The organism is Paenibacillus sp. SJS-P3, from assembly GCF_056711585.1.
Genome location: NZ_CM160043.1, coordinates 3763452 through 3787388, shown reverse-complemented (window position 1 = coordinate 3787388; position 23937 = coordinate 3763452). Strand labels below are relative to the sequence as shown.

General features: G+C 58.2%; 21 protein-coding genes and 1 riboswitch. Of the genes, 16 read left to right on the top strand and 5 right to left on the bottom strand.

The genetic code is table 11. The annotated features are described in order from the left end of the window. Positions 1 to 37: 37 nt before the first annotated feature. Complete coding sequence (locus tag AC06G8_RS17420) at positions 38 to 544, bottom strand: hypothetical protein (RefSeq protein ID WP_480283406.1); 507 nt, start codon at positions 542 to 544, stop codon at positions 38 to 40. A 462-nt stretch (positions 545 to 1006) separates the two neighbouring features. Between AC06G8_RS17420 and AC06G8_RS17415 the strand changes: the two genes are divergently transcribed. Beyond that, entirely contained in the window at positions 1007 to 1657 is a 651-nt protein-coding gene (locus AC06G8_RS17415; protein ID WP_480285460.1) for a YheC/YheD family protein, read from the top strand. Positions 1658 to 1957: 300 nt separating this feature from the next. Further along, a complete protein-coding gene (gene sda / locus AC06G8_RS17410) occupies positions 1958 to 2101 on the top strand; it encodes a sporulation histidine kinase inhibitor Sda (protein WP_480283405.1) in 144 nt (47 codons plus the stop codon). Positions 2102 to 2521: 420 nt separating this feature from the next. Here sda and AC06G8_RS17405 read toward each other — a convergent pair whose 3' ends face one another. Continuing rightward, on the bottom strand, positions 2522 to 3523 hold the full coding sequence (locus AC06G8_RS17405) for an NAD(P)/FAD-dependent oxidoreductase (RefSeq protein ID WP_480283404.1): 1002 nt from the start codon (positions 3521 to 3523) through the stop codon (positions 2522 to 2524). Between the two features lie 203 nt (positions 3524 to 3726). On the opposite strand from AC06G8_RS17405, the gene AC06G8_RS17400 reads away from it, so the two are divergent. Together AC06G8_RS17400 and AC06G8_RS17395 are read left to right on the top strand one after the other, a co-directional pair. Beyond that, positions 3727 to 4920 (top strand): NAD(P)/FAD-dependent oxidoreductase, encoded by a 1194-nt coding sequence (locus AC06G8_RS17400; protein WP_048748684.1) that lies wholly within the window; start codon positions 3727 to 3729, stop codon positions 4918 to 4920. After that, complete coding sequence (locus AC06G8_RS17395; RefSeq protein WP_480283403.1) at positions 4920 to 5192, top strand: hypothetical protein; 273 nt, start codon at positions 4920 to 4922, stop codon at positions 5190 to 5192. Before AC06G8_RS17400 ends, AC06G8_RS17395 begins: the two co-directional genes overlap by 1 nt. A gap of 110 nt (positions 5193 to 5302) precedes the next feature. On the opposite strand, the gene hemQ is transcribed toward AC06G8_RS17395, so the two are convergent. After that, positions 5303 to 6049, bottom strand: coding sequence for a hydrogen peroxide-dependent heme synthase (gene hemQ, locus AC06G8_RS17390; protein WP_480283402.1), 747 nt, complete (start codon positions 6047 to 6049; stop codon positions 5303 to 5305). A gap of 185 nt (positions 6050 to 6234) precedes the next feature. Here hemQ and AC06G8_RS17385 point away from each other — a divergent pair, with 185 nt between their 5' ends. The 11 genes from AC06G8_RS17385 (at position 6235) to AC06G8_RS17335 (ending at position 18592) form a co-directional block, all read left to right on the top strand. Continuing rightward, positions 6235 to 6522: a YuiB family protein gene (locus AC06G8_RS17385; protein ID WP_083436575.1), complete on the top strand. Its 288-nt coding sequence runs from the start codon at positions 6235 to 6237 to the stop codon at positions 6520 to 6522. A 268-nt stretch (positions 6523 to 6790) separates the two neighbouring features. Next, positions 6791 to 8311 carry a replication initiation and membrane attachment family protein gene (locus tag AC06G8_RS17380; protein WP_480283401.1) on the top strand — a complete coding sequence of 507 codons (1521 nt, stop codon included), beginning with the start codon at positions 6791 to 6793 and terminating at the stop codon, positions 8309 to 8311. A gap of 63 nt (positions 8312 to 8374) precedes the next feature. Continuing rightward, positions 8375 to 9355 carry a primosomal protein DnaI gene (dnaI, locus tag AC06G8_RS17375; protein ID WP_480283400.1) on the top strand — a complete coding sequence of 327 codons (981 nt, stop codon included), beginning with the start codon at positions 8375 to 8377 and terminating at the stop codon, positions 9353 to 9355. Positions 9356 to 9654: 299 nt separating this feature from the next. Beyond that, the gene (locus AC06G8_RS17370) at positions 9655 to 11721 is read left to right on the top strand and encodes an Ig-like domain-containing protein (RefSeq protein ID WP_480283399.1); all 2067 of its coding nucleotides are present in this window, start codon (positions 9655 to 9657) and stop codon (positions 11719 to 11721) included. Positions 11722 to 11934: 213 nt separating this feature from the next. Beyond that, the gene (locus AC06G8_RS17365; RefSeq protein ID WP_447663893.1) at positions 11935 to 12264 is read left to right on the top strand and encodes an ArsR/SmtB family transcription factor; all 330 of its coding nucleotides are present in this window, start codon (positions 11935 to 11937) and stop codon (positions 12262 to 12264) included. Next, entirely contained in the window at positions 12261 to 12683 is a 423-nt protein-coding gene (locus tag AC06G8_RS17360; RefSeq protein WP_447663892.1) for an SRPBCC family protein, read from the top strand. The genes AC06G8_RS17365 and AC06G8_RS17360 overlap by 4 nt, the downstream gene beginning before the upstream one ends. Positions 12684 to 12903: 220 nt before the next feature. Further along, the gene (locus AC06G8_RS17355; protein WP_480283398.1) at positions 12904 to 15159 is read left to right on the top strand and encodes an ATP-binding cassette domain-containing protein; all 2256 of its coding nucleotides are present in this window, start codon (positions 12904 to 12906) and stop codon (positions 15157 to 15159) included. Between the two features lie 374 nt (positions 15160 to 15533). After that, complete coding sequence (locus AC06G8_RS17350; RefSeq protein WP_480283397.1) at positions 15534 to 16637, top strand: sulfate ABC transporter substrate-binding protein; 1104 nt, start codon at positions 15534 to 15536, stop codon at positions 16635 to 16637. A gap of 32 nt (positions 16638 to 16669) precedes the next feature. After that, complete coding sequence (gene cysT / locus AC06G8_RS17345) at positions 16670 to 17503, top strand: sulfate ABC transporter permease subunit CysT (protein ID WP_447663889.1); 834 nt, start codon at positions 16670 to 16672, stop codon at positions 17501 to 17503. 12 nt (positions 17504 to 17515) lie between these two features. Beyond that, complete coding sequence (gene cysW, locus AC06G8_RS17340) at positions 17516 to 18400, top strand: sulfate ABC transporter permease subunit CysW (protein WP_480283396.1); 885 nt, start codon at positions 17516 to 17518, stop codon at positions 18398 to 18400. Between the two features lie 3 nt (positions 18401 to 18403). Next, positions 18404 to 18592, top strand: a complete 189-nt coding sequence (locus tag AC06G8_RS17335) for a YezD family protein (protein ID WP_480283395.1) — start codon at positions 18404 to 18406, stop codon at positions 18590 to 18592. Positions 18593 to 18792: 200 nt separating this feature from the next. Here the strand turns inward: AC06G8_RS17335 and AC06G8_RS17330 are convergent, their stop codons facing one another. Then, positions 18793 to 18945, bottom strand: a complete 153-nt coding sequence (locus tag AC06G8_RS17330) for a hypothetical protein (RefSeq protein ID WP_021878061.1) — start codon at positions 18943 to 18945, stop codon at positions 18793 to 18795. Positions 18946 to 19201: 256 nt separating this feature from the next. Between AC06G8_RS17330 and uvrC the strand changes: the two genes are divergently transcribed. Beyond that, positions 19202 to 21172, top strand: a complete 1971-nt coding sequence (uvrC, locus tag AC06G8_RS17325) for an excinuclease ABC subunit UvrC (protein WP_480283394.1) — start codon at positions 19202 to 19204, stop codon at positions 21170 to 21172. 611 nt (positions 21173 to 21783) lie between these two features. Here the strand turns inward: uvrC and AC06G8_RS17320 are convergent. Continuing rightward, positions 21784 to 23424 carry a CPBP family intramembrane glutamic endopeptidase gene (locus AC06G8_RS17320; RefSeq protein WP_480283393.1) on the bottom strand — a complete coding sequence of 547 codons (1641 nt, stop codon included), beginning with the start codon at positions 23422 to 23424 and terminating at the stop codon, positions 21784 to 21786. A gap of 237 nt (positions 23425 to 23661) precedes the next feature. After that, positions 23662 to 23828, top strand: a riboswitch (cyclic di-AMP (ydaO/yuaA leader). Positions 23829 to 23937: the final 109 nt, after the last annotated feature.

Below are 23937 nucleotides of genomic sequence, written 5' to 3'. Positions count from 1 at the left end.
CCCGGAAAAGATCCGGGGGTCCGCTTTTTCTTGATTGTTAAGCGCGGCTTCGCGAGAGCAGCAGGAAAGAGCCGCCGATGATGAACAGCAGAGAAAGGAACGGGAATACGGAGGCGACGCCGCTGAGCAGCGCGCTGATCGAGAAGACGGCGCTGAACAGCAGGCCGATCACGAGCAGGATATTGATCGGGATAAGCAGCCAGCGGTTCCGGTTGCCGAACCAATAGAATTCCCAAAGGCCGAACGGGACGGCCAGGATGAAGCCGGGCCAGATCGAGCCCCAGTTGTCCAGCAGCATGGCGAACTGGCAGACGAGGCCGGCCGCCAGCAGAATCCCGCCGGGAATGAGAAGTCCCGGAGCGCGGCGTCCGAGCAGGGAGAAGTACATCCAGTGGAAGAAGATGCCGAGCGGGATCACGAACAGGCTTGGCCAGAAATGGCCGAAGATGAATCCGGGACCGACGCTGCGGCCTTGCTGCAGCATCATATAGACCCCGAGGAGAATGAGCGCCGCCCCGAGGACGGCTTTTGCTTGGCGAGTCATGATTCCACCCTTTCGGCTGTCGACCGCCTGCAGAACGCGGATGATGAGCGGAACAGCCCGTTTTTTTCCACTATACCAAGGCTGGCGCCGGCTGTCCTCCTGCCGGAGGGAAATTCGATCCCGGACTTAAGTCCAGGTCGAGGCTGCCTGAGCCTCTTATCCTCCCCCGGAGTCTGTCTGGAAGGCTGCAGCGGGCTATAGAGGCCATAAGCCTCGGACAATCATCCAAGAGAACGAACGCCTGAAAGCATAGAATAGAAGAGAAAGAGGAAAGGAGAACGGATCCAAATGGAGGAATTCGCAGTAGATTCGGCCTTCCCGGCGAATGAAGCGCCTGCGGCTGCACAGGATGCTCCCGCCCAAGGAGAAGCGCTCGCCGAGACGGCGGAAGCCGAGGATGAGCTGGCCTATGTGCAGAAGGTGCTGTCGCTGCCGCTTCATGCGGGGAAGGGCGGCGGACGCATGCTGTCGAGCAAGATGGCCAAAACCGCCGCGCTGCTGGCCCACCCGTCCATCGCTCCCCATATTCCCCCGACCCGGCCTTATACCGAAGCCAATCTGAAGAGCATGCTGGAGCTGCACGGGATGGTCGTCATCAAGCCGGTTCGCGGAACCGGGGGAATCGGAGTCATCAAGATCGAGCGCAGCGGAAGCGGATACAGCTATACGCACAGCTCGAGGACCCGCTCGGCCTCGTCGGTCCATTCCCTCCACAGGGCTATCAAGCCGCTGCAGAAGGGGCGCGCCTACATGATTCAGAAAGGCATCCATCTGGCGACAGTAGGAGGAAGACCGATCGACTATCGGGTCAAATACGTGAAAAACGGAAGCCGCTGGGAATTCCGCTCCATGGTCGGGCGCGTCGCCAGGCCGGGATTGTTCGTCACGAACCTGTGCCGGGGCGGCAGCCAGCTGACGGCGGCCCAAGGTATAAGCCGCTCGCTGTCCTCGAAGCTGGTGAAGAGCAAGAAGCAGGAAATGCGCAGCCTGACCCGAATTTCAGCGGCTGCGCTTGAAGCCCGCTTTCCCGGCATGGGCCAGCTCGGATTTGATTACGGACTTGATAAAAGCGGGAAAATATGGATTTTCGAGGTCAATACCCGGCCTAAATAAACATGCAACCGAGCATTATCATTACCCTCCGCATCTTCGGCTCAACCTTGATGGATCCTGTAAAGTTTTTATCAAAATTTTGTATTCATCAAACTTTTTTATCGAAATTCCTTCCCCCTAGGTTGTGTATAACTCTGTCCACAATAAGCATGAAGAGTTTCCTCAGGATTTTCCAAATACCCACAATTTGTGCACATCTTGTACACCGTTCCATGTGGATAACGGAACGCTTGTTCCTTGAAAACGGCCCATGCTAAGATTGGGAAGAAATAGAAATCCAATCCGAAAGGAGGCTGAAATATGGAGTTGTTGTCTGATGAGCTGCTGATCGAGACTTACTTCAACGCGGTCCAGTTCAACCTGGATTACGATTTCATCAAGCTTTTGAAGGGTGAGCTGAAGCGCAGACAACTGAATCCCGATTCCATACGATTAGGCGCTTGATGACTTCTTGGCCGCGCTTTATGTTCCACGGCCATCCGGATGGGAATCATGGATGGACGGTCACAGCTCAATGCGGACGCTGACTCCGCAGCTGCTGGAGCAGGCGGGACAATACACCATATGATGACAAGCCTGTTCCAATCCGCTGGACAGATCTTCGGTCTGCACCGGCGAGTACGGCGAATACGGGCCTGCATAATCAGCCGCGGGACCGCAGTCTTCGGCCGGTTCCGCGCAGCGCGGGCATGCCGCATCGAGAAGCCGGATTCCATTGCATACAGGACACAACATAAAATAGGGTACCCTCCCAAGACATCATTTGCTGCCGCTCAATTCGGAAGCATTGCGCATGTCGAGGTAGGGTACCCTTATTTTTTCGGTTCTAACGGGTTTGGTTTGAGGATCTTTTTCCATTATGTGCTACAGCTTGAGATTGCTGCTATGTCCAGGCGAGAGCTTGGCGGAAGGATCGATATAGACTTTGGCGTTGTTGACGGCCGTCGGCGCTTCGCCGAAACCGACCGCGATCAGCTTCAGCTTGCCCGGATAGGTCGTGATGTCGCCGGCAGCGAAGATGCCGGGCACGCTCGTTTCCATCCGGGTGTCGACGACGATGCTGCCTCCTTGGATATCGAGGCCCCACTCGGCGATCGGGCCGAGAGACGATACGAAGCCGAAGTTGACGATGACCGTATCCGTATCCAGCACGGTTTCCTCGCCGGTCTTCACATTGCGCAGCGTGACCCGCTCGATGTAGACCTCGCCCTCCAGCTTGGCGATCTCGGTAGGGACGAGCACGCGGACGGTAGATTCCTGCAGCTTGGCTACGCTGTGTTCATGAGCGCGGAATTTATCCCTTCTATGGATCAAGGTGACGCTTTCGGCGATCGGCTCGAGCATGAGCGCCCAGTCGACGGCGGAATCGCCCCCGCCGCTGATCAGCACCTTCTGGCCCTTGAACTGATGCAGATCGCTGACGAAGTAATGCAGGTTCTTCTTCTCGTACAGCGCCGCCTCCGGCAGCTCGAGCCTGCGGGGCTCGAAGGCGCCGACGCCTGCCGTGATGATGACGGCGCGGGCCCAGTGGACGGCTTTGTCGGTACGGATCTCGAACAGCCGCTCCTCGTGCTTGACGAGAGAGGCCACCTTCTCCTCCAGGCACACTTCAGGCGCGAAATGATCCAGCTGCCGCCGCAGCGAATCGACGAGCTCCTGAGCGGTTACTTTGGGAAAGCCGGCCACATCGTAGATGTACTTCTCGGGATACAGGGCGGCGAGCTGGCCGCCCAGCTGCGGCATGCTTTCGATGATCTTGACGGATGCCTGGCGCATGCCGCCGTAAAAGGCGGCGAACATGCCTGCCGGCCCGCCGCCGATAATGGCGATGTCGACCGGTTCCGCATTGGATTCCAATCCTGTCATTTCCGCACCTCCAGAACATGGGCTACAGGACCATTATACGCCTGCCAGGGCATCCAAGGGAAACGGCGCAATTGTACGTTCTTCTAATTATTTTCGTAGGAAATGACCTTGATGTGCCAATCCTTATTTTGATATCATGGCAGGAGTATATTTAGAGCATTAGATAGCAGGATGTCAAGAGATGGATTGGAAGGGAACGCCATATGAGCAATATACCGAAGATCGTCATACTGGGAGCAGGCTACGGAGGCATTCTGACCGCGCTCAAGCTCCAGAAGCAGCTGAATTACAACGAAGCGGACGTTACGCTCGTCAACAAGCACGACTACCATTACATTACGACCCATTTGCATATGCCGGCAGCGGGAACGGACAATCCCGAGAATGCCCGCGTCAATATCTCCAAGCTGATCGATGAATTCAAGATCGACTTCGTGAAGTCCACGGTCGTGCAGATCCGGACCCAGGACAAGAAGGTCATTCTGGAGGACGGAACGCTGTCCTACGACTACCTGGTCATCGGACTCGGAGGAGAGCCGGAAACGTTCGGCATCCCGGGCCTCGCCGAGCATGCGATGAACATCCGCAGCATCAACTCGGTCCGCCTCATCCGCGAGCATATCGAGTACCAGTTCGCACGGTACAAGCGGGAGCCGCATCGCACCGATTATCTGACGTTCGTCGTCGGGGGAGCGGGCTTCACCGGCATCGAGTTCGTCGGCGAGCTGGCCGACCGCATTCCGCAGCTATGCCGCGCGTTCGACGTGGACCGCTCGCTCGTGAAGCTCTACAACATCGAGGCGGCGCCGTCCGCGCTGCCGGGCTTCGATCCGGAGCTGGTGAAGTACGGTATGGACGTGCTGGCCAAGAAAGGCGTCATCTTCCGCATCGGGACCGCGATCAAGGAATGCTCGCCCGACGGCGTCATCGTCGGCGACGGCGAGGAGATCCGTTCCAAGACCGTCATCTGGACCGGGGGCATCCGCGGCAACCGGCTGATCGACGAGGCCGGCTTCGAGACGATGCGCGGCCGCGTCAAGGTCGACGACTACTTGCGGGCTCCGAACCAGGAGAACATCTACATCATCGGCGACAACTCCCTGATGTTCAACGAAGAGGGCCGTCCGTATCCGCCGACCGCACAGATCGCCATGCAGCAGGGAGTCACCTGCGCCCACAACCTGGTCGCGGCGATCCGCAGCCAGCCGCTGAAGACATTCGCCTTCAGCAACAAGGGCACGGTCGCCTCGCTCGGCAAGGGCGAGGGCATCGGCGTCGCCTTCGGCAAAAAATACCAAGGCCGCAAGGCCGCCTGGCTGAAGAAGATGATTGATCTGCGCTATCTCTTCATCATCGGGGGCATCCCGCTCGTCCTGCGCAAAGGGAAGTTCTTCTAATGCGCCACTGCAGCGTGCAGGTGCGCGGCCTGCTGACGAGAGACGAGCTAGACCGGTACAACGCGCTGATGGAGGTGGGCTCCTACCTGGAGTCCCAGAACCGCTATGATCTGGCCTACACGGTCCAGAAGGAAGTGGACCGGCTGATCGAGCCGGGCATCGAGCGGCTCAAGGAGAAGGGCCGGCAACGCGACCGGGACACCGAGGAATATCTGAATGCCAAGAAGCTGGCCGCCGAGGCCGGTCTTGAGGACGACGAAGACGAGGATTGACGGCAAAAAGCCGCAGGCTAAAGGGGGAACCCTTCATCCTGCGGCTTATTTTCTGGTGCCCCGCGCCGGTTGCGCAGAGCTTGCCTCGATCGGGAATACCGGTCGGGGAATCAAACGGACAGCAGCTGCTCCAGCTTGGCGCCGTCGAGCAGATTGCCGATGAAGAACTCGCCGAAGTCGCCGTAGCGAGCGCTCACTTCGTCGAAGCGCATCTCGTAGACGAGCTTCTTGAATTGGAGGGCGTCTTCCGCGAACAGGGTCACGCCCCATTCCCAGTTGTCGAAGCCGACGGAGCCGCTGATGATCTGCTTGACCTTGCCGGCGTACTGGCGGCCGATCATGCCGTGGCTGCGCATCATCGCGCGCCGCTCGTCCATGCCGAGCATATACCAGTTGTCTCCGCCGTCGCGGCGCTTGTTCATTGGATAGAAGCAGATGTGTCGGGCTTTCGGAAGCGTCGGCTTGAGGCGGGCCATGATGTCCGGGTTCTGCATCGGATCCTCGCCCGGCTTGCTCATGTAGTTGCTGAGCTCCACGATGCTGACGTAGGAGTAAGCGGGCTTCGTATAGTCGCCGAGCGGACTCTTGTTGAAGCTCGTCTCCAGCTCGTTCAGCTCTTCTAGCGTCTCGCGAAGATGCATGATGACGAAGTCGGCTTTCTGGCCGACGACGGAATAGAACGCCGTGCTGCCCTTGCGGTCCTGCTCGTCGCGCGTCCACCCGGCCAGCATGGACTGGATGGAGTCCAGCGCGGAAGCGCGGTCTCCGGCGCTTGCCGCTTTCCAGGCCTGCCAGTCGATCGTGCGGAAATCATGGAGAACGTACCAGCCCTCCAGCGTTTGTGCTGCGTCACTCATTTCCGTTGTTTCTCCTTCCTAATGAAAGGGCATGCCTGCACCCCTCCTGCCATGTCTCCCATTGTATCGAATCGCCTCAAGCAGAGCAACCGGAGCGGGAAGCTACAAATTGACTTGCGGGCAGGCTTGGCATAAACTTAGAGGAACCACGTTTGGTATGCGAGAACGGAAGGATGATAGGCAGCATGCTTCAAATCATAATTGCGACGGTGCTCTTTTTTGTGATGATGTTTGGAATCGGATTCATTCTGAACATGCTCATGAAGACGACCTGGTTTCCGATTTATCTGTTCCTGATCGTACTGGTGCCGATCTACATATGGTCCACCTGGGACCACAGCGTCTCGGTGGCCGATAATATAGGAGAGTTCACGTTCATCGATTGGATGCCGGTCATCGGCGCCCTTGTCGGAGCCTATGTAAGCGGGTATGCCATCCGCAAGCTTCGCATCGGCGGCTTCAAGATGTTCTAGGCGTTTTGCCAGGGTTTCTTAATAGGAAAGCGGCCGACATGCGGCGCTTTCGCGGCCTGCTGGTTCCATAGGCTGCGGGCGCTGCCATGTCTTTTTTTTCTCTCCCGCCTAAGGCGATCACAGGCCAGGCTCCTCATGGGACCGGCTGAGGAGGGCGGCGCCATAAAATGGTCGGGCAAGAAGGCGGGACCGACTTCTCGAATGGTGTCGGATAGGCTCGATTCTATGATACACTAGTAGGACAAAGAAAGAAGGGGTGGAAGAAACGATGCGCATAGACAGCCGGCTGCAATTCACCGAACATCACCGGTTCTGTGTGTACCGGAGCTTCTCGCTAAGTCCGCTCGACCAGCGGATGCTGACGCTTATATACCAGCCGATGACGGGAGCGGCCGCCGCTTCCCTCTATCAGTTTCTTTATTATCAGGTCGCGGAGGGATACAGCGGGTATTCCTCTCTCGACAGCCAGCGCAAGCTGTTCCTCGGTCTCGGCCTCGACATGAACGACGCCGGCCGTCGCGAGCTGGCCGCATGCGCCTCCGTTCTGGAGGCGCTCGGGTTGCTGACGACCTGCCGGCTGTTCTTGCCGGGCCAGGAAGACGTCATGTACGAATACGAGCTGACAGCGCCGCTGTCGCCGGCCGAGTTTTTCCAGAACCAGCATCTGAGCATGCTGCTGCGGGACAAGGTCGGCAAGTACGGCGTCGTGAGCCTCCAGGAATCGCTGTTCCAGCGGGAGCCGGACGAGCTCGCCCAGCATGAGCTGATCAAGGAGAACATCTCGATGCCGTTCTACGAGCTGTTCCGTCTGAACGTCGCCGTCGATCTGGAGCTGGAGCAGGCTCTCGAGGAAACGTCGCCGGTCCGCAAGGCTCCGGTCCAGCCGGAGCAGCCGAGTGCCGGACTCCAGTATGGCGACCTCATCTACCGGTTTCCGCGGGGATCGGCGAACCGCCCTTACGTGGAGAGGCTGCGGGGAGATCAGGACCGGATGGCCCAGCTGAATTACGTCGCGTACAAATACGGTCTAGGGGCGGCCGACCTCAGCAGGCTGCTGGACGAAGAGGATGTATTCGACGGACGCGGAGAGCTGCAGCTCGACGAATTGCAGCTCAAGGCCGCTCAGATGTACCGGCAGGACCGCAAGCGCGAGAGCGACCGGGCTCGCCAGACTTCGCGGATGCAGGAGGAGACGGAGGCCGAGCAGCCGGAGCACGGCGTGCTCGCGGAGCATTATTTGCCGGTTCCGTCGCAGCTCTCCGGACGATGCGACATTCAGCAGTACAACATGCTGATGCGCAACGAGCCGCACACCCGCTTCCTGCGCAGGTTTTTCCCCGGCGCCGTGCCGGACTGGATCGAGCGGCAATTCGAGAGGATCGACCTTCACTACAAGCTGCCGGGTCCAGTCATCAACGTGCTCGTCCATTATGTCTTCGGGATGAAGGGATCCTCGCGCGTCACGAAAACGTTCATCGAAGCGGTCGCTTCCAACATGCTCGTGCAGCAGGTGGACGAATTCGAGAAGGCGGTCGGCTATGTGAGGGAGCAGATCGAAGTGGAGCGCTCCCGCGAAGCTCAGCAGGCTGGCGCCCCGGGCAGGGGACAGGCTGCTTCCCAGCCGCGGAGCGCCCCGGCTGCCGGAGGCAGAGGCGGATACCGCCGGACCGGGGCCTCGCGCAAGCCGGTGCTGCCGGTCGCAGGGGATGACGCCGCAGCTCCGGAGGTATCGCCGGAGGAGCTGGAAGAGATTTTGCAGCTTGCCCGCAAGCTGGACGGCAAAAAGTAGGCTGCTTGAGCCCATCGGGCTTTTCGATAAGTTGTAAGCATGAGAGGGAAGGAGGAGACCGACATGGAATCCCTGAAGGATTTGCTCAAAACGATGCCGGGAGGAGCCCAGATTCGCGCCCGGGCCCAAAAGCAGCTGCAGGAGCTGCTTGACGATCCCGGCGTCCGCAAGCTGAGGGAGCAGCATCCCGACATTGACGAAGGCGTGGTGCGGCGCAATTCCAACCTCGTCTACCAATACGTGAAGGAGCATCGCAACTGCTCGGCCTGCCCGGGACTGGATGAATGCCCCAACGACTTCCAGGGCCATTATACGCTGCTGTCCGCGGACGACTCCAGCGGCGAAACCCGCCTGATCGACCGGAAGACAGCCTGCCGCAAGTTCATCGCACGCCGCAACGAGGAGCTGATCCGCAGCCGCATCCGCAGCTTCTACGTCAGCGACAAGGTGCTTGCCAAAGCCTATTCCTTCGAAGACATTGCGAGGAAGGACTCGGCCCGCCTGCCTGCGGTCAAGCAGATTCTTCAATATATCGACCGGACCAAAGAGCAGGGCCTGCAGACCGACGGCCTGTACCTGACCGGTCAGTTCGGAACGGGCAAGACGTTCCTCATGGGTTATATGATGGGGGAGCTGGCGAAGCTCGGCTACTCGGGCGTCATTGTCTACATGCCGGATTTCGTCGAGGATCTCAAGGCCATGTTCGGCGAGCCGGGCCGCCTCAAGGAGACGATCGATCTGATGAAGGAAGCCGATATTCTGATCTTCGACGATATCGGCGCCGAGAACTTGAGCCCGTGGGTTCGGGATCATGTCATGGGCTCGATCCTGAACTACCGGATGGAGCGCAAGCCGACCTTCTATACCTCGAACCATGCTCTTGACGATTTGGAGCAGCATTTCAGCTTCACGAGCAAGGACGGGGAGGAATACCACAAGGGCCGCCGGATCATGGACCGGATCCGTCCGTTCGTAGAGGTTATCATGGTCAAGGGAAGCAACAAGCGCGGATCCCGGGGAGCTAATCCCGGAGCGGAAGCCTGACCATCTCAAGCCATAACGTCCCGATCGAGACATCCGTCTCGCATCGGGGCTTTTTTGTCGTTTTCTTCACCTGCTTGACCGATTCAAACAAGCTCGCCCATGACGCCTTGCAGGAACAAGCCCGCGGCGGATTACCGGAAGTTTGCTCGAAACGTGACTTGTTTTGGATGAGACAGCCTTCGACAGAAACATTTCCTCCATAGTACCGTTAAAGAGGGTACATTCGCTGGCCCGCATCCGCGATACGGTTTTTTCTTCTTCCGCGGTTCCAGCAGAAATCCCTTAGGAGGACTGCAAAGATGAGGAAAATCGCTCTGGCATTGCTCGCGCTATCGTTGCTGCTTGGATTAGCCGTCCCAGCCGCGGGAGCGGCGACGCTCACGACGGAGGAGAAGTTCCAAGTGCTGAAACGGCAAGGTATTATGACCGGTTTCGAGGACGGATCGTCTCGCCTGAACGAATCCATGTCCCGCGAACAGTTTGCTTCCGTGCTCTACAAGCTTCTCGAATTGCCTCGTTCCAATTCCACAGTCGGCTTCGCGGATGTTCTGAAGACACGCTGGTCGTTCACAGCGGTCCAAGCGGTGCGAAGCGCAGGCATCATGGTCGGCAAAGGAAATAATCGATTCGAGCCGACCGCCGCGGTGAAGGTCGAAGAGCTGGCTGTCGTGTTGCTGAAGGTCAACAGCATCCCTGCCGATCCGAAGTCCGGATTCGTTGGCAAAGTATCGGCCTGGGCGAGGGCTGCGGTCGGAACCTCTCTTAGCAAAGGCTGGATCGCCCCGAGGAACGACTACACGGTCAACGCTACGCGAGGTGTGCTCGTGGAGGCTGTCTACGCGGTCTATGCGGGCTGGGCCAGTGCGCTCGACGTGAAGTCGGTCGAAGGACTGAACGTCCAGTCGGTGCGGGTGAACCTGAAGGCGAAGGCCGACTCGGCGGATATCGGACAATTCTCCCTGAAGGACGATCTCGGCAACGTCGTGCCGATCCTTCTCGCGACGGTCGGAGGAGACGGGATGTCGGTATTGCTCACAACGGGCTACCAAATCGAAAACCGCAAGCATTACTTAACCATCGAGAGCAAGGCGTGGGCGTACACTTCGGCGAGATCGGACATGGTGAAGCCGACGATAACTGCGTTCGACCGGTCAACAGCTCGCAACTATGTCTTGACGTTCTCAGAGCAAGTTGACAACAAGACGGCAACGAGTCCCGCGAACTACTTGTTTTCCGGCGGATTGAAGATAACGACGCTGCAGCTCTCTTCTGACAAGAAGCAGGTCACGTTCTCCACGTCGGATCAGTCGGACAATACTCGATACTGGCTGACCGTTAAGAACGTCAAGGATCTCGCCGGCAACGTCATGGACACGCGATCGGATTTGTCTATCGTAGGCAACGACGACACGACAAAGCCTGCGATCATCGATTCGGAATTTAAGGTGAATGCGGATGCTTCTTTGACCGTCAAATTCAGCGAGAAGGTGAATCGGGACATTGCCGTGCAGACCGGACGGTACAGCATCGACGGCTTGGCGATCGTATCAGCGAGCCTGGACAACGAGGGGCGCACCGTCACGCTTCGGACATCCGCCCAACAAGACAAGACCGTGTACAGCCTTGCCGTATCGGGCATTCCCGACCTGGCTGGCAACATGATGGATAAGAAATCCGGCCTTCTGTTCGGGGGCATCTCCAATCCGATCCTGCCGGTGAAGCTTCAGAGCATAGCCGCGGTTAACGAGAACACCATCGAGATCGCGTTCGACAGAGATATCAAGGACGCAGACGTCGGTTCCTTATCTGCAACGATTCTCAAGGATAACGGTGCCAACGTCTCGATGTCCGGCTGGAGCAAATACGTCGTCCGCAAGCCGGGAACGAATAGGATCGTTGCGGTCCAATTCCGCACGGGAACCGATCCGAATCCGAGCTTGTTCGATCCTGGCCACGTATACACGGCGAGGGTAACAGGCGTGTCGTCGCTCATCTCGCAGGACGGCGCGAACGAATCCAAGTTCGGGGGAACCATTGCCGCCAACGAGGCTCCTTATGCGAAACAGGTGATCGTCTTGAACCGAACGACGATTAAGGTCGTATTCAGCGAACCGGTGAAAAACGTGAACGAGCCGTATTTCGTGATGAAAGAACAGGGAGGAGATGCTGTCGGCATCTCCCACGACGAATTGAACAACACGGGCGCGGTTGTCACCGAGGTGACGCTGAAGCTGTCCAAGGATATGACGCCGGGCCAGGTCTATGTTCTCACGTTCAAACCGGGCATAACCGATGCGGCAGGCTTCAATGGATGGAAGACGAAGAACGGCAATGAGGACATCAGCCTTCTGTTCACAGGTGTTTAATTTTCTAGTACTCTTGGTCACCAAGGCAGGTCTGAGCGTGATCAATACCAAAGACAATATGGCATTATTGACGGCTGCCGAAAGAATGGATCGCTCTCACCCGAGACGTACAAAGTCTTTTATTGACGAGACACCTAATGGTGTCGTATGATCGAATTGTCACCAAATGGTGTCCGATCGCGGGTTCAACTAAAATACGTAGGAGAGGGTGTTGTGAGCGAGAACAACCAGTTGCGGGATGTATATGACGCGATTGCAGATCCTACCAGGCGCCGGCTGATCCGTCTGTTAGCAGAGGCGGAGGAGATACCGCTTCATGAATTGACGGCACAGTTCGAGATGGGCCGGACAGCCGTTTCCAAGCATTTGACCATCCTTAAAGAGGCCGGACTGGTGCTTGACCGGAAAGTCGGCAGAGAAACGCGATTCAGGCTGAATGCCTCACCGCTTCGAGAAGTTCAAGATTGGCTGGCTTTTTACAGCAGGTTTTGGAGTACGAATATGTCGCGCCTGAACCAACTATTAGAGGAGGAAGAAAATTGAGTTTAACCTTATCCTTGGATTTTCAGTACACGGCATCGATCGAGAAGCTTTGGTCCGCCGTAACCGATTCCAACAAGCTTGCCAAATGGGTGGTCGACATCCACAGCGGCCAGGCGATGGAAAATGATTTCAAGCCCGTCGCAGGACATCATTTCCAGTTTCGCACTCAGCCGTCCGAATGGTGGGATGGAATTATCGATGGTGAGGTTCTCGTCGTCGACGAACCAAACAAAATATCCTATACTTGGGCCAGCGGCGGGGAAAAGCACACAGTCACCTGGACACTGCAGGATTTAGGGGACGGGAAGGTAAACCTTCATCTCGAACAAGTCGGATTCACCAATGCTCAAGGACTCGAAGGTGCAAGGTATGGCTGGAGCAAATGGTGCGGCGAGCTTGAAAAGGTATTGGGACAATAAACGATAACGGCATTCGGCTTAGGATTGCAGTTCCTTCTTCAATGCTGAATTTGAACCCTGCTTAGCTCGAAGTAGACCTAAACCGGCTGCATGCACCTTGCAGCCGGTTTAGGTCTACTTCGGATCATCGGACAAGCTCTTGTCGTTTCTTTTCAAGATCGCACGAATCCGTCTGGAAATGTCGGAATGAAGGAAAAGAACAATCGGAAGGGTGTCAAGCATGAGCGAATCGAATCAGGAGTACATCGTCATCTCGGGTGCGAGGGAAAACAATCTCAAGAGCGTATCCTTGCGCATTCCCAAGCGGAAGATCACGATCTTCACCGGGGTATCCGGATCCGGCAAGTCCTCGATCGTTTTCGATACCATCGCAGCAGAATCCCAGCGTCTGCTGAATGAGAACTTCAGCATGTTCGTCCGCAGCTTCCTGCCGCGTTTTCCGCAGCCGGATGCAGACGCGATCGAGAACCTCAGCATGGCCGTTATCGTCGATCAGAAGCGGCTGGGCGGCGGCTCCCATTCCACGATGGGCACAATCACCGATATCTCTCCCATTCTTCGTCTTCTCTTCTCCCGAGTGGGACAGCCCTATGTCGGAAAAGCGAACATGTTCTCCTTCAACGACCCGCAAGGCATGTGTCCCCAGTGCAACGGGCTCGGCCGCAGCCTGTGCGTCGACATGAGCAAGGCGCTGGACATGTCGAAGTCGCTAAATGAAGGGGCCATCTTGCTGCCCGGCTATGCGGTGAACAGCTGGGACTGGAACATGATCGTCCAGTCGTGGCCCTTCGATACCGACAAGAAGCTGAGCGATTATTCGGATGAGGACCTGGAGCAGCTGCTGCACGGCAAAGCTAGGAAAGTGAAGATGGATTTCGCGGGCAAGGCGACGAATATTACGGTGGAAGGCGTCATCGAGAAGTTCTCGAACAAATACATCAAGCAGGATGTGAAGACGAAGTCAGAGCGCACCCAGCAGGCTGTCGCGCCTTACATCACCGAGGGCGCCTGCTCCAGCTGCCACGGTGCGAGGCTCAGCCGGGCCGCGCTTGATTGCAGGATCAATGGATACAACATTGCGGAGCTGTCTTCCATAGAGGTCGGCCATCTCATCCGCGTCATTCGGGAGATTGATGATCCGGCAGCCGCGCCGGTAATCAAGTCGCTGTCGGATAGGCTGCAGCATCTGGTGGATATCGGGCTTGACTATTTGACGCTGGACCGGGAGACGGATACGTTGTCCGGCGGCGAGTCGCAGCGCGTCAAGATGGTGAAGCACCTGAGCGGCAGCCTGGTGGACGTCACCTACATCTTCGATGAGCCCAGCGTCGGCTTGCATCCCCGTGATGTGCACCGGCTGAACGGGCTGCTTCAGAAGCTTCGCGACAAGGGCAATACCGTCCTTGTCGTCGAGCATGATCCCGATGTGATCAAGGTGGCGGATCATATTGTCGACGTCGGGCCTCACGCCGGCAGCCGCGGCGGCTCCATCGTGTATGAAGGAAGCTTCCAAAAGCTGCTTGAGGCCGATACGCTGACAGGCACCCATATGAAGCGGCTGCTCCAGCTGAAGCGCGATTGCAGGCAGCCGTCCGGCAAGCTCAGCATCAAGGATGCCACGCTGCACAACCTGCGGAACGTGAGCGTGGATATTCCGACCGGGGTGCTGACCGTCGTTGCAGGTGTCGCCGGCTCGGGCAAGAGCACGCTGATCAACGAAGTGTTCCTCAGTCAGCATCCGGATGCGATCGTCATCGACCAATCGGCGATAGGGGTGTCGACGCGCTCGAATCCCGCGACCTACACAGGCATCATGGATGATGTGCGCAAGGCGTTCGCTTCCGCGAACAAGGTGAGCCCGAGCTTGTTCAGCTTCAACTCCAAGGGGGCCTGCGAGAACTGCCAAGGGCTGGGAGTCGTGTACACCGACCTCGGCTACCTCGACAGCGTGAAGCTGCCCTGCGAAGTCTGCGGAGGCAGAAGGTTCAAGGAAGAGGTGCTGATGTACAAGCTGAACGGCAAGTCGATCGCAGAAGTTCTGGAGATGACGGTGGAGCAGGCATTGGATTTCTTTCAGCTAAAAGAAGTTGTGCGCAAGCTCCGGGCGATGAGCGATGTAGGGCTGAACTATGTCACGCTCGGGCAGCCGCTCAGCACGCTCTCGGGCGGAGAATGCCAGCGCATCAAGCTCGCAAGCGAGCTGCATAAGCAGGGCAGCATCTACGTGATGGACGAGCCGACGACCGGCCTTCATATGTCCGATATCGGACACCTTCTGGAGATCATGAACCGTCTCGTGGATGCCGGCAACACCGTCATCGTCATCGAGCACAACCTCGAGGTGATCAGCCAAGCGGATTGGATCATCGATATGGGACCGGACGGAGGCAGCAAGGGCGGCCAGATCGTGTTCGAGGGCACGCCGGCGCAGATCGTCCAAGCGGAGCAGTCGATCACGGGAAAATACTTGATGTAAGGAAGCAGAGCAGAGCTTGTGCAAGCGGGTTGAGCCAGCAACAGGCGGAGAGTTGGACTGGCGGGGAACGAAACGAATGCGGTATAAGGATGGACAGCTGAAGGCTAATCTCAGCTGTCCTTTTCCATTCAAGCAGCGCTATGCGGATGAATATGAAACTAATTTCATTCCATAGGATCAACATGCGAACCCGATCGGAAGGGTATCAGCTTCAGTTATGGACCCCATAAGGGTTGTTGAAAAATCCGTTGACACCAATGGGAATAGGCTGGTATTATTTGATCCATAAACCAACTAAACAACTAGGAATTATCTCACTTGTTACCGGACCTCCGGAACAGGCGGACTTATCTTCCATGAAGGGGTGCTCGTCCATGACAAAGAAAAAGCTTCGCACGCTGCCTGTCCTTTTGCTCTCGGCTTCTCTCGCCTTCACCCTGACCGCCTGCGGCTCCGGCAACAACAGCAATAATGGAAATGCAGCGGCCGGCAATACCGGCGGTGCGGTCAACGCCGCAGGCGCCAAGACAGAGCCCAAAGGATCTGTCGAGCTGCTCAACGTATCCTACGATCCTACCCGCGAGCTCTATGGGGCGTATAATGCGGCGTTCGCGAAATATTGGAAAGACAAGACCGGCCAGGAAGTAACCGTGAAGCAGTCGCATGGCGGCTCCGGCAAGCAGTCGCTCTCCGTCATCGGAGGCCTCAAGGCTGACGTCGTCACGCTGGCGCTCGGCTACGACATCGATGCGATCGCCTCGAAAGGGCTGCTGAACAAGGATTGGAGCACGAAGTACGAGGACAACAGCGCTCCGTATACGTCCACGATCGTATTCCTGGTCCGCAAGGGCAATCCGAAGGGCATCAAGGACTGGAACGATCTCGTGAAGCCTGGCGTGCAGGTCATTACGCCGAATCCGAAAACATCCGGCGGCGCCCGCTGGAACTATCTTGCGGCATGGGGCTACGCCTCCAAGCAGGACGGCGGCGACGAAGCCAAGACGAAGGATTTCATGAAGCAGCTGTTCAAGAACGTTCCGGTGCTCGATTCCGGCGCGCGCGGCGCGACGACGACGTTCACGGAGCGCGGCATCGGCGACGTCCTGCTCGCGTGGGAGAACGAGGCTTTCCTTTCCCAGAAGGAGCTTGGGGACAAGTTCGAGATCGTCTATCCTTCGATCAGCGTGCTGGCGGAGCCTCCGGTAGCCGTCGTCGACAAGGTCGTGGATAAGAAGGGCACCCGCGAGGTCGCCGAGGAATATCTGAAGTATCTGTACAGCGACGAAGGCCAGAAGATCGCCGCCGACAATTTCTACCGTCCGATCAACAAGACGATCGCGGAGCAGTACAAAGAAAAATTCAAGGAGCTTGAACTGCTCCAGATCGACAAGGACTTCGGCGGCTGGGCCGAAGCGCAGAAGAAGCATTTCGCCGACGGCGGAACGTTTGACGAAATCTACACGCCGGGATCCAAGTAAAAGGTTCTGGACGATACAGGAGCTGACTTCACATGAAAGGTTCCCGCACTCGGAGCATTTTACCCGGATTCGGATTGTCGATGGGCATCACCGTGTTTTACCTTTGCATCATCGTGCTTATTCCACTGTCTTGCGTCCTGCTCAAGACGGCGGAGCTCAGCTGGGGAGAATTCTGGTCGACGGTGACCGCTCCCCGTGTCATGGCTTCCTACCGCATCAGCCTGCTGACTTCGCTGGCGGCAGCGGTAATCAACGTCGTGTTCGGCTTCATTGTCGCATGGGTGCTGGTACGCTATTCGTTTCCGGGCCGCAAGTTCCTGGACAGCCTCGTCGACCTGCCGTTCGCGCTTCCGACCGCAGTCGCCGGCATCGCCCTGACGGCCATCTACGCGCCTAACGGCTGGGTCGGAAAATGGCTGGAGCCGCTTGGCATCAAGGTGGCCTTCACGCCGCTCGGCATCACGATCGCCTTGATCTTCATCGGCTTGCCTTTCATCGTCCGGACCGTTCAGCCCGTTTTGGAGGATCTGGACGCAGAGGTCGAAGAAGCGGCCGTCATGCTGGGAGCCGGAAGATGGCGCACGATCCTGCGCATCGTGCTGCCGGAGCTGACGCCGGCGCTCCTGACCGGCTTCGCGCTTGCGTTTGCCAGGGGCATCGGGGAATACGGCTCCGTCGTCTTCATCTCCGGCAACATGCCGATGCGCACGGAGATCGCTCCGCTGCTGATCATGACGAAGCTGGAGTCGTTCGAGCTGGAGCAGGCAACGGCGATCGCGCTCGTGCTGCTCGTCATCTCGTTCGCTATGCTGCTCGTCATCAATTACATCCAGTGGCGGGCCGGCAGGCGCGCGCTGTCGCGATAGGAGGAATGCCCTGTGGCCGGTACCGTAACTTCCCGATTGTCCGCCAAGGCCGTTGTCCGGGCGAAGCCAGTAAGCGAGCCGCGTGCCGTCAAATGGCTGCTCATCGGCATCGCCTTCGTATTTCTCGCGCTGATCGTCCTGCTGCCTCTTCTCACCGTCTTCATCGAAGGAATGAAGCGGGGCTGGGATGTGTATATCAGCGCCTTGACAGACCCCGACGCCGTGGCTGCTCTCAAGCTGACGCTGCTCGTAGCCGTCATCGCGGTGCCTTTGAACGCCGTCTTCGGCGTGGCGGCCGCATGGCTCGTAACCAAGTTCAGCTTCCGCGGCAAAAACCTGCTCGTGACACTGATCGACTTGCCGTTCTCGGTGTCGCCCGTCATCGCGGGCTTCATCTTCCTGCTGCTCTTCGGCGCCCAGGGTTATCTCGGCCCATGGTTGGATGAGCATAATCTGCAAATCGTATTTGCGACTCCAGGAATCGTACTCGCGACTATGTTCGTGACATTTCCTTTTGTAGCCAGAGAGCTGATTCCCCTCATGCAGGCGCAGGGCACGCAGGAGGAGGAAGCGGCCGCCACGCTTGGGGCGAAGGGATTCCGCATCTTCTGGAACGTTACGCTTCCCAACATCAAATGGGGCCTTCTGTACGGCATCGTGCTCTGCAACGCGAGGGCTATGGGAGAGTTCGGCGCCGTATCGGTCGTATCCGGACATATCCGCGGTGAAACGAACACCCTGCCTCTGCATGTGGAAATACTGTACAACGAGTATCAGTTCTCGGCATCCTTTGCCGTGGCTTCGCTGCTGATGATGCTTGCGCTGGTTACGCTTGGCGCGAAAAGTCTCGTGGAATGGAAAACCGCGCAGCGGGATAAAGAAACCGTGGAGGGATGACGGATGGCGAAACCTGTGGAATTGGATGAAGCCTGGCTGGAGCGCATCGCCGACCAGGTCAACGGACTGGAGTACGGCGCGGTGGTCATTACGGTGCATGACGGACGCATCGTGCAGATCGACCGTACGGAGCGCAAGCGGTTCGATGCCGCCGCCCTTCGGCAGCCGGGTGCCGCTGCGGCTCAGGGATGAATCCGAAGCAAGATGAATAGAGAACGGAATAAAAGGACGAGACAGGGCTTCCCCTATCTCGTCCTTTTGGTTCTGTCAGCCGGCTTTGCGCTCAGAGTCTTGCGCTTGAAGCCAGATTCTCGAATTAGGCCGATAAAAAAATGAATACCCTCCTGGCCGGAGCCGGAGGGTTGGATTGGATGTGTGGGTGGAACGGGAGCCTAGGAAATGATGTATTTGACAACCACCATGATAATATAGGCAACGGTCATAAAGCCAAGCATGCCGCCGAATCCGACCATAAGATCCATCAGGTCGTCACGCGGTTCCTCATTCAGATGCTCGCGCGGATCTCTTACATTGACGCTCTCCATTGTTCGCCCTCCTCGCTTCAAGACTCAGGTATCGCTGTCCCGGCCCGGAGGCCGTTATGTATCCGGACAAGACGTTATCGCATCAGCTTGTAATAGTATACCCAACCTGGCGGAGTTATGTAAAGGTGAAATTTGGCTTCTGGAACCGCTGCTGAAAGCGGTATCCGGCCGCGGCTGACGGCTGCCTGCTCCCTGTGCTACAATAGAGAATACGGCAAAAGGCCAGCGGGGCCGAGCCGCGAAAGGTGGATTGTCCATGGATCCCATCAAGGGGAAGCTAGCTCTCCTTCCCGACCAGCCGGGCTGTTATCTGATGAAGAACGGCGAAGGCACCATCATCTATGTCGGCAAGGCCAAAGTGCTGAAAAATCGTGTCCGTTCCTATTTCAACGGAACCCATAACGGCAAGACGCAGCGTCTCGTCTCGGAAATCCGGGATTTCGAATATATCGTGACGGCAAGCAACATGGAAGCGCTCATTCTGGAGTGCAACCTGATCAAGCAGTATCACCCACGCTACAACGTGCTTCTGAAGGATGACAAGTCCTTTCCTTATATCAAGATTACGAATGAGAAGCATCCGAAGCTGGAAGTTACCCGGCGGATCGTGAAGGACAAGGGCAAATATTTCGGCCCGTATCCGAACGCCTATGCGGCGCAGCAGACCAAAAAACTGCTGGACCGCTTGTACCCGCTTCGCAAATGCAACACGCTGCCCGACAAAGTATGCCTGTATTACCATCTCGGCCAGTGCCTCGCTCCTTGCGAATTCCCGGTGGAGCAGGCGACGTACGATTCCATGGTGCAGGAGATCGCCCGCTTCCTGAACGGCGGCCAGGACGAGGTCAAGGCGGAGCTGCAGCGCAAAATGCTGGAGGCCGCGGAATCGATGGAGTTCGAACGCGCCAAGGAATACCGCGATCAGATCACGGCGATCGATGCCGTCATGGAGAAGCAGAAGATCACGCTCGCCGACGCGCTCGACCGCGACGTGTTCGGCTATGCCACCGACAAGGGGTGGATGTGCGTGCAGATCCTGTATATGCGCAGCGGCAAGCTGATCGAGCGCCATACGACGTCCTTCCCCTATTACGGCGAGGCTTATGACGACTTCATGACGTTCGTTACCCAGTACTACAGCGACAACCCGGCTCTGCCGAAGGAAATCCTCCTGCCGGTGCCGCCGGGCGAGCTCCATGCCGGGGCGACTGTGGAAGACGGTGCTGCCGGGGGAGCGGCTGGCCGTGGGCAGCAGAGCGCAGCAGGAGCAGCGGAGACATCGGTGCCGGCTGCACAACCCGCAGGAGCAGCAGAGACATCGGTGCCGGCTGCGGAAGCGGCAGCGGACGACGGCGGCGAGCCCGCGGCCGGATCCCATGCGGAGGAGATCCGCTCCTCGCTCCAGAGCTGGCTCAAGGTCAAGGTCCATATTCCGCAGCGCGGGCGCAAGCGCGAGGTCGTCGGCATGGCGGAAGGCAACGCCAAGGTGACGCTCGACGAGAAATTCAAGCTGATCGATCGCGATGAGGAGCGCAGCGTCAAAGCTGCTTCGGGCTTGGCCGCATCCATCGGCTTGACGACGATCCGGCGCATCGAGGCGTTCGACAACTCCAATATCCAGGGAACCAACCCGGTATCGGCCATGGTCGTCTTCATCGACGGCAAGCCCGACAAGAAGGAGTATCGCAAGTACAAGGTCCGGACCGTCCAAGGGCCGGATGATTACGAGACGATGCGCGAGGTCATTCGCCGGCGGTACGAGAGGGTGCTCAAGGAAGGGCTGGAGCTTCCCGATCTTATCGTGGTGGACGGCGGCAAAGGGCAGATCAGCGCGGCGGTCGATATCCTCGAGAACGAGCTCGGCCTTCAGGTGCCGGTATGCGGGATCGTGAAGGATGCCAAGCATAAGACGGCGCAGCTTATGGTCGGCGATCCGCCGGAGCCGGTCATGCTGCCCCGCGACAGCCAGGAATTCTATCTGCTGCAGCGCATCCAGGACGAGGTCCACCGCTTCGCGATCACGTTCCACCGCGAGCAGCGGGGCAAGTCCATGGTTCAATCGACGCTGGACTCCATTCCCGGCATCGGGGAGAAGCGCCGCAAGCAGCTGCTGAAGCATTTCGGCTCCCTCAAGAAGATCCGCGAAGCATCCGCCGAGGAATTCAAGCCGCTCGGCATCGGCGCTGCCCTGGCGGAGCGGATCGTGGCGGCGCTGAAGGAAGAGTAGCGTCCCGGCGACAAGCGGGATTGGCGAGAAAAATGGGGAAAAAGCCTGCATGGCTGTCTGCACCGCTTTCGGTGCCGGCTGGCCGGGCAGGTTTTTCTTTACCATGCGGGATCGTGAAGCGGGCCTGGATCCAAGCCAAAACTGCTGCCCTTTTCGGCTTGGCGCAGGGGGTGCAAGGTTCGAAACGAGCCTTATAGGTCACCTTGCGGCTTGGCGCAGGGGGTGCAAGGCTCGAAACGAGCCTTACAGGTCACCTCGCGGCTTGCCGCAGGGGGTGCAAGGCTCGAAACGAGCCTTGCAGGGTGCCCCTCGCGGCTTCGCGGAAGGGTGCAAGGCTCGAAACGAGCCTTACAGGGTGCCCCTCGCGGCTTCGCGTAGGGATGCAAGGCTCGAAACGAGCCTTACAGGGTGCCCCTCGCGGCTTCGCGTAGGGATGCAAGGCTCGAAACGAGCCTTATAGGTCACCTTGCGGCTTCGCGGAGAGGATGCGCAAGGCTCGAAACGAGCCTTGCAGGGTGCCCTCGCGGCTACGCGTAGGAGAAGGGGCTGCCCCAAAGCCATCGGCTTTAGGGACAGCCCCTTTGAGTTCCAGCGTGATAGGGAGCGCAATCTCAGCCCGGCGCCAGCGGAATGCTGCTGCTCCGCCGCGAGCCGTACCATTTCATCGCCCAGGCGACGCCGGCAGGCGCGACGATGTAGACGATGCCCGCAAGGATGTTGCCGCCTCCTCCGATGAGGAAGAGCGAGATCGACATCAGCACGGAGTCCATGATGGCATGGGCGAATACCGCCGTGAAAAATCCGAACCGAAGGAAGATGTATCCGAACAGAAGGCCGAGAATCGTCAGCTCGATCAGCCTCGTCGTAGACGGGTAGATCGGATAGGTCACATGTCCGAGCGCCCAGATGATCGTAGGGATGAGGCAGGCGACGAACGGGTTTTTCAGCCACTTCATCAGCAGGCCGATGCCGAACAGGCGATAGACGGCTTCCTCCTGGATGGCTGCGCACCACGCCAGCAGCGGCATCAGCAGCGGAGCGGCGAGGTTGTAGGGCGACTGGGTTACGTCGCTTGTCGACCAAGCTCCGGTAAATGCCGACAGGCCGATCAAGATAACGGTCTGCAGGCCGAGAAGGATGAAGCCGAGCACATAGGCAAGCTTCATGCTGCTCCAAGCGGTCTCTCCGAAGCGGGACTCGCGGGAGGTCAGCCACAGCCGCCTGCCCTGCGCGCGCCATAGCCCATCCCCGGCGACGAGGGAGAAGTAGGCGGACAGAGCGAGCAGGAAGGTGAGGCCCATCGTGATGACGAGCTGGACCAGGACGACGGTCTCGGCGTTGGGCCGCGCTCCATACATGGCCCGGAGGCCGTCGAGCATGTTCAGGTTGTTGATGGCATAGAAGCCGAGAAACACGAGGCTGATCGCCCAGCCGCGGCGGAAGGAGCTGTACTTCCTCATGACGATCGAATAGATGACGGCGAGAACGAACAGGATTCCGCTCGGCAGCAGATTGCCCAGCAGCGACAGGCTGGAGGCGATCCGATCCTGATCCGCCGTGTAGGCGAGGTAATCCTTGGGCACTTCATAGCGCGGCATGAACTCCGCCAGGACGGTCTTGCCGCCAGGCTCAGCTGCGGCGGCGGAAGGAGGAGCCGCCTCTATGGTGAGGCGGGCTTGGCCGATCCCTCCTCCTTGCACGGCATACACCGTCTTGTAGCCCGCCGATTCACCGATCCTCTCCAGCTTGCCGTAGCCGAGCTCGGCGGCTTGCTTGGCGGCAAGCCGGTCAAGCTGTTCCGCGCTGGGGGCAAGGACGTCCGCGGATTCTCCGGCAGAGGGCGTGAACACCTGCTTCCAGCCGATCACCCGGCCGCTGGACATGCCGACCTCGACGAACATCTGCCCTTCGGGCAGGGAGAGAGACACCTGCCATGTATCGGCCGGAACGATCTTGCCGGGTCCTTCCTCGAATTTTTTGGACAGCTTTTCTTTGCTCAGATAACCGGTTATGTCCCGGTCGGATTGGTGGACCGTATGAGCGGCGAGAGGCTCGGAGCCGGTCAGCTGCCGGGCGAAAGCCATCGCTGCCTGCTGCGCCTCGCCCTTGGGAACAGGCTTGTCGGAAGCTTCCTCTCCCGACAGCCCTCCCGCGAAGGAAGGGATGATCTGCAAAATCAGGAAGATGGCGGCTCCAATGATTCCCGTCCAGAAATACTTACGATAGCTTTTCTCCAACTCGGAGCTGTTCATGATTGTCCTCCTGACGATGCCTGACTGCAGGGCAAGCTTTTATAACCTTACCACAGCGGCTTTCAAATTATCCACGCCGCGGCAGGGAGAGATCGAGATTTCGCGCAAAAGAAAGAGCAAGGGCAGGATTACGCCTTGCTGGACTTGTCCCAGCACTATTTTCCGTCCCATATCGCTCCGCAAGCTTGGATTGGGACATTGGTAACCTGTCCTCTATCCTATATAATCAAATCCGACCATATAGAACAGCCGAATTTCCAAAGAATACGGGGGAACCATATAGCTGCCTGGCGCAGCTTGGGGTGAATTCCGTTCCGGCGCAGGCGGCTGCCTGCCGGGAGCGGATAGGGCAGCCGTCATGCCCGAATCCGACAGCTAACCTCGGAGGCTGCTTGACCGGACTCGCAGGGCGCACAGGCACTTGGGTTTCCAGTGCTTTTTTTTGTGCTTCCGAAGCGACAGGCTTACGATGCCAGGACTTCGCGATCGGCAGGGATATGGAGACAAAAGGAG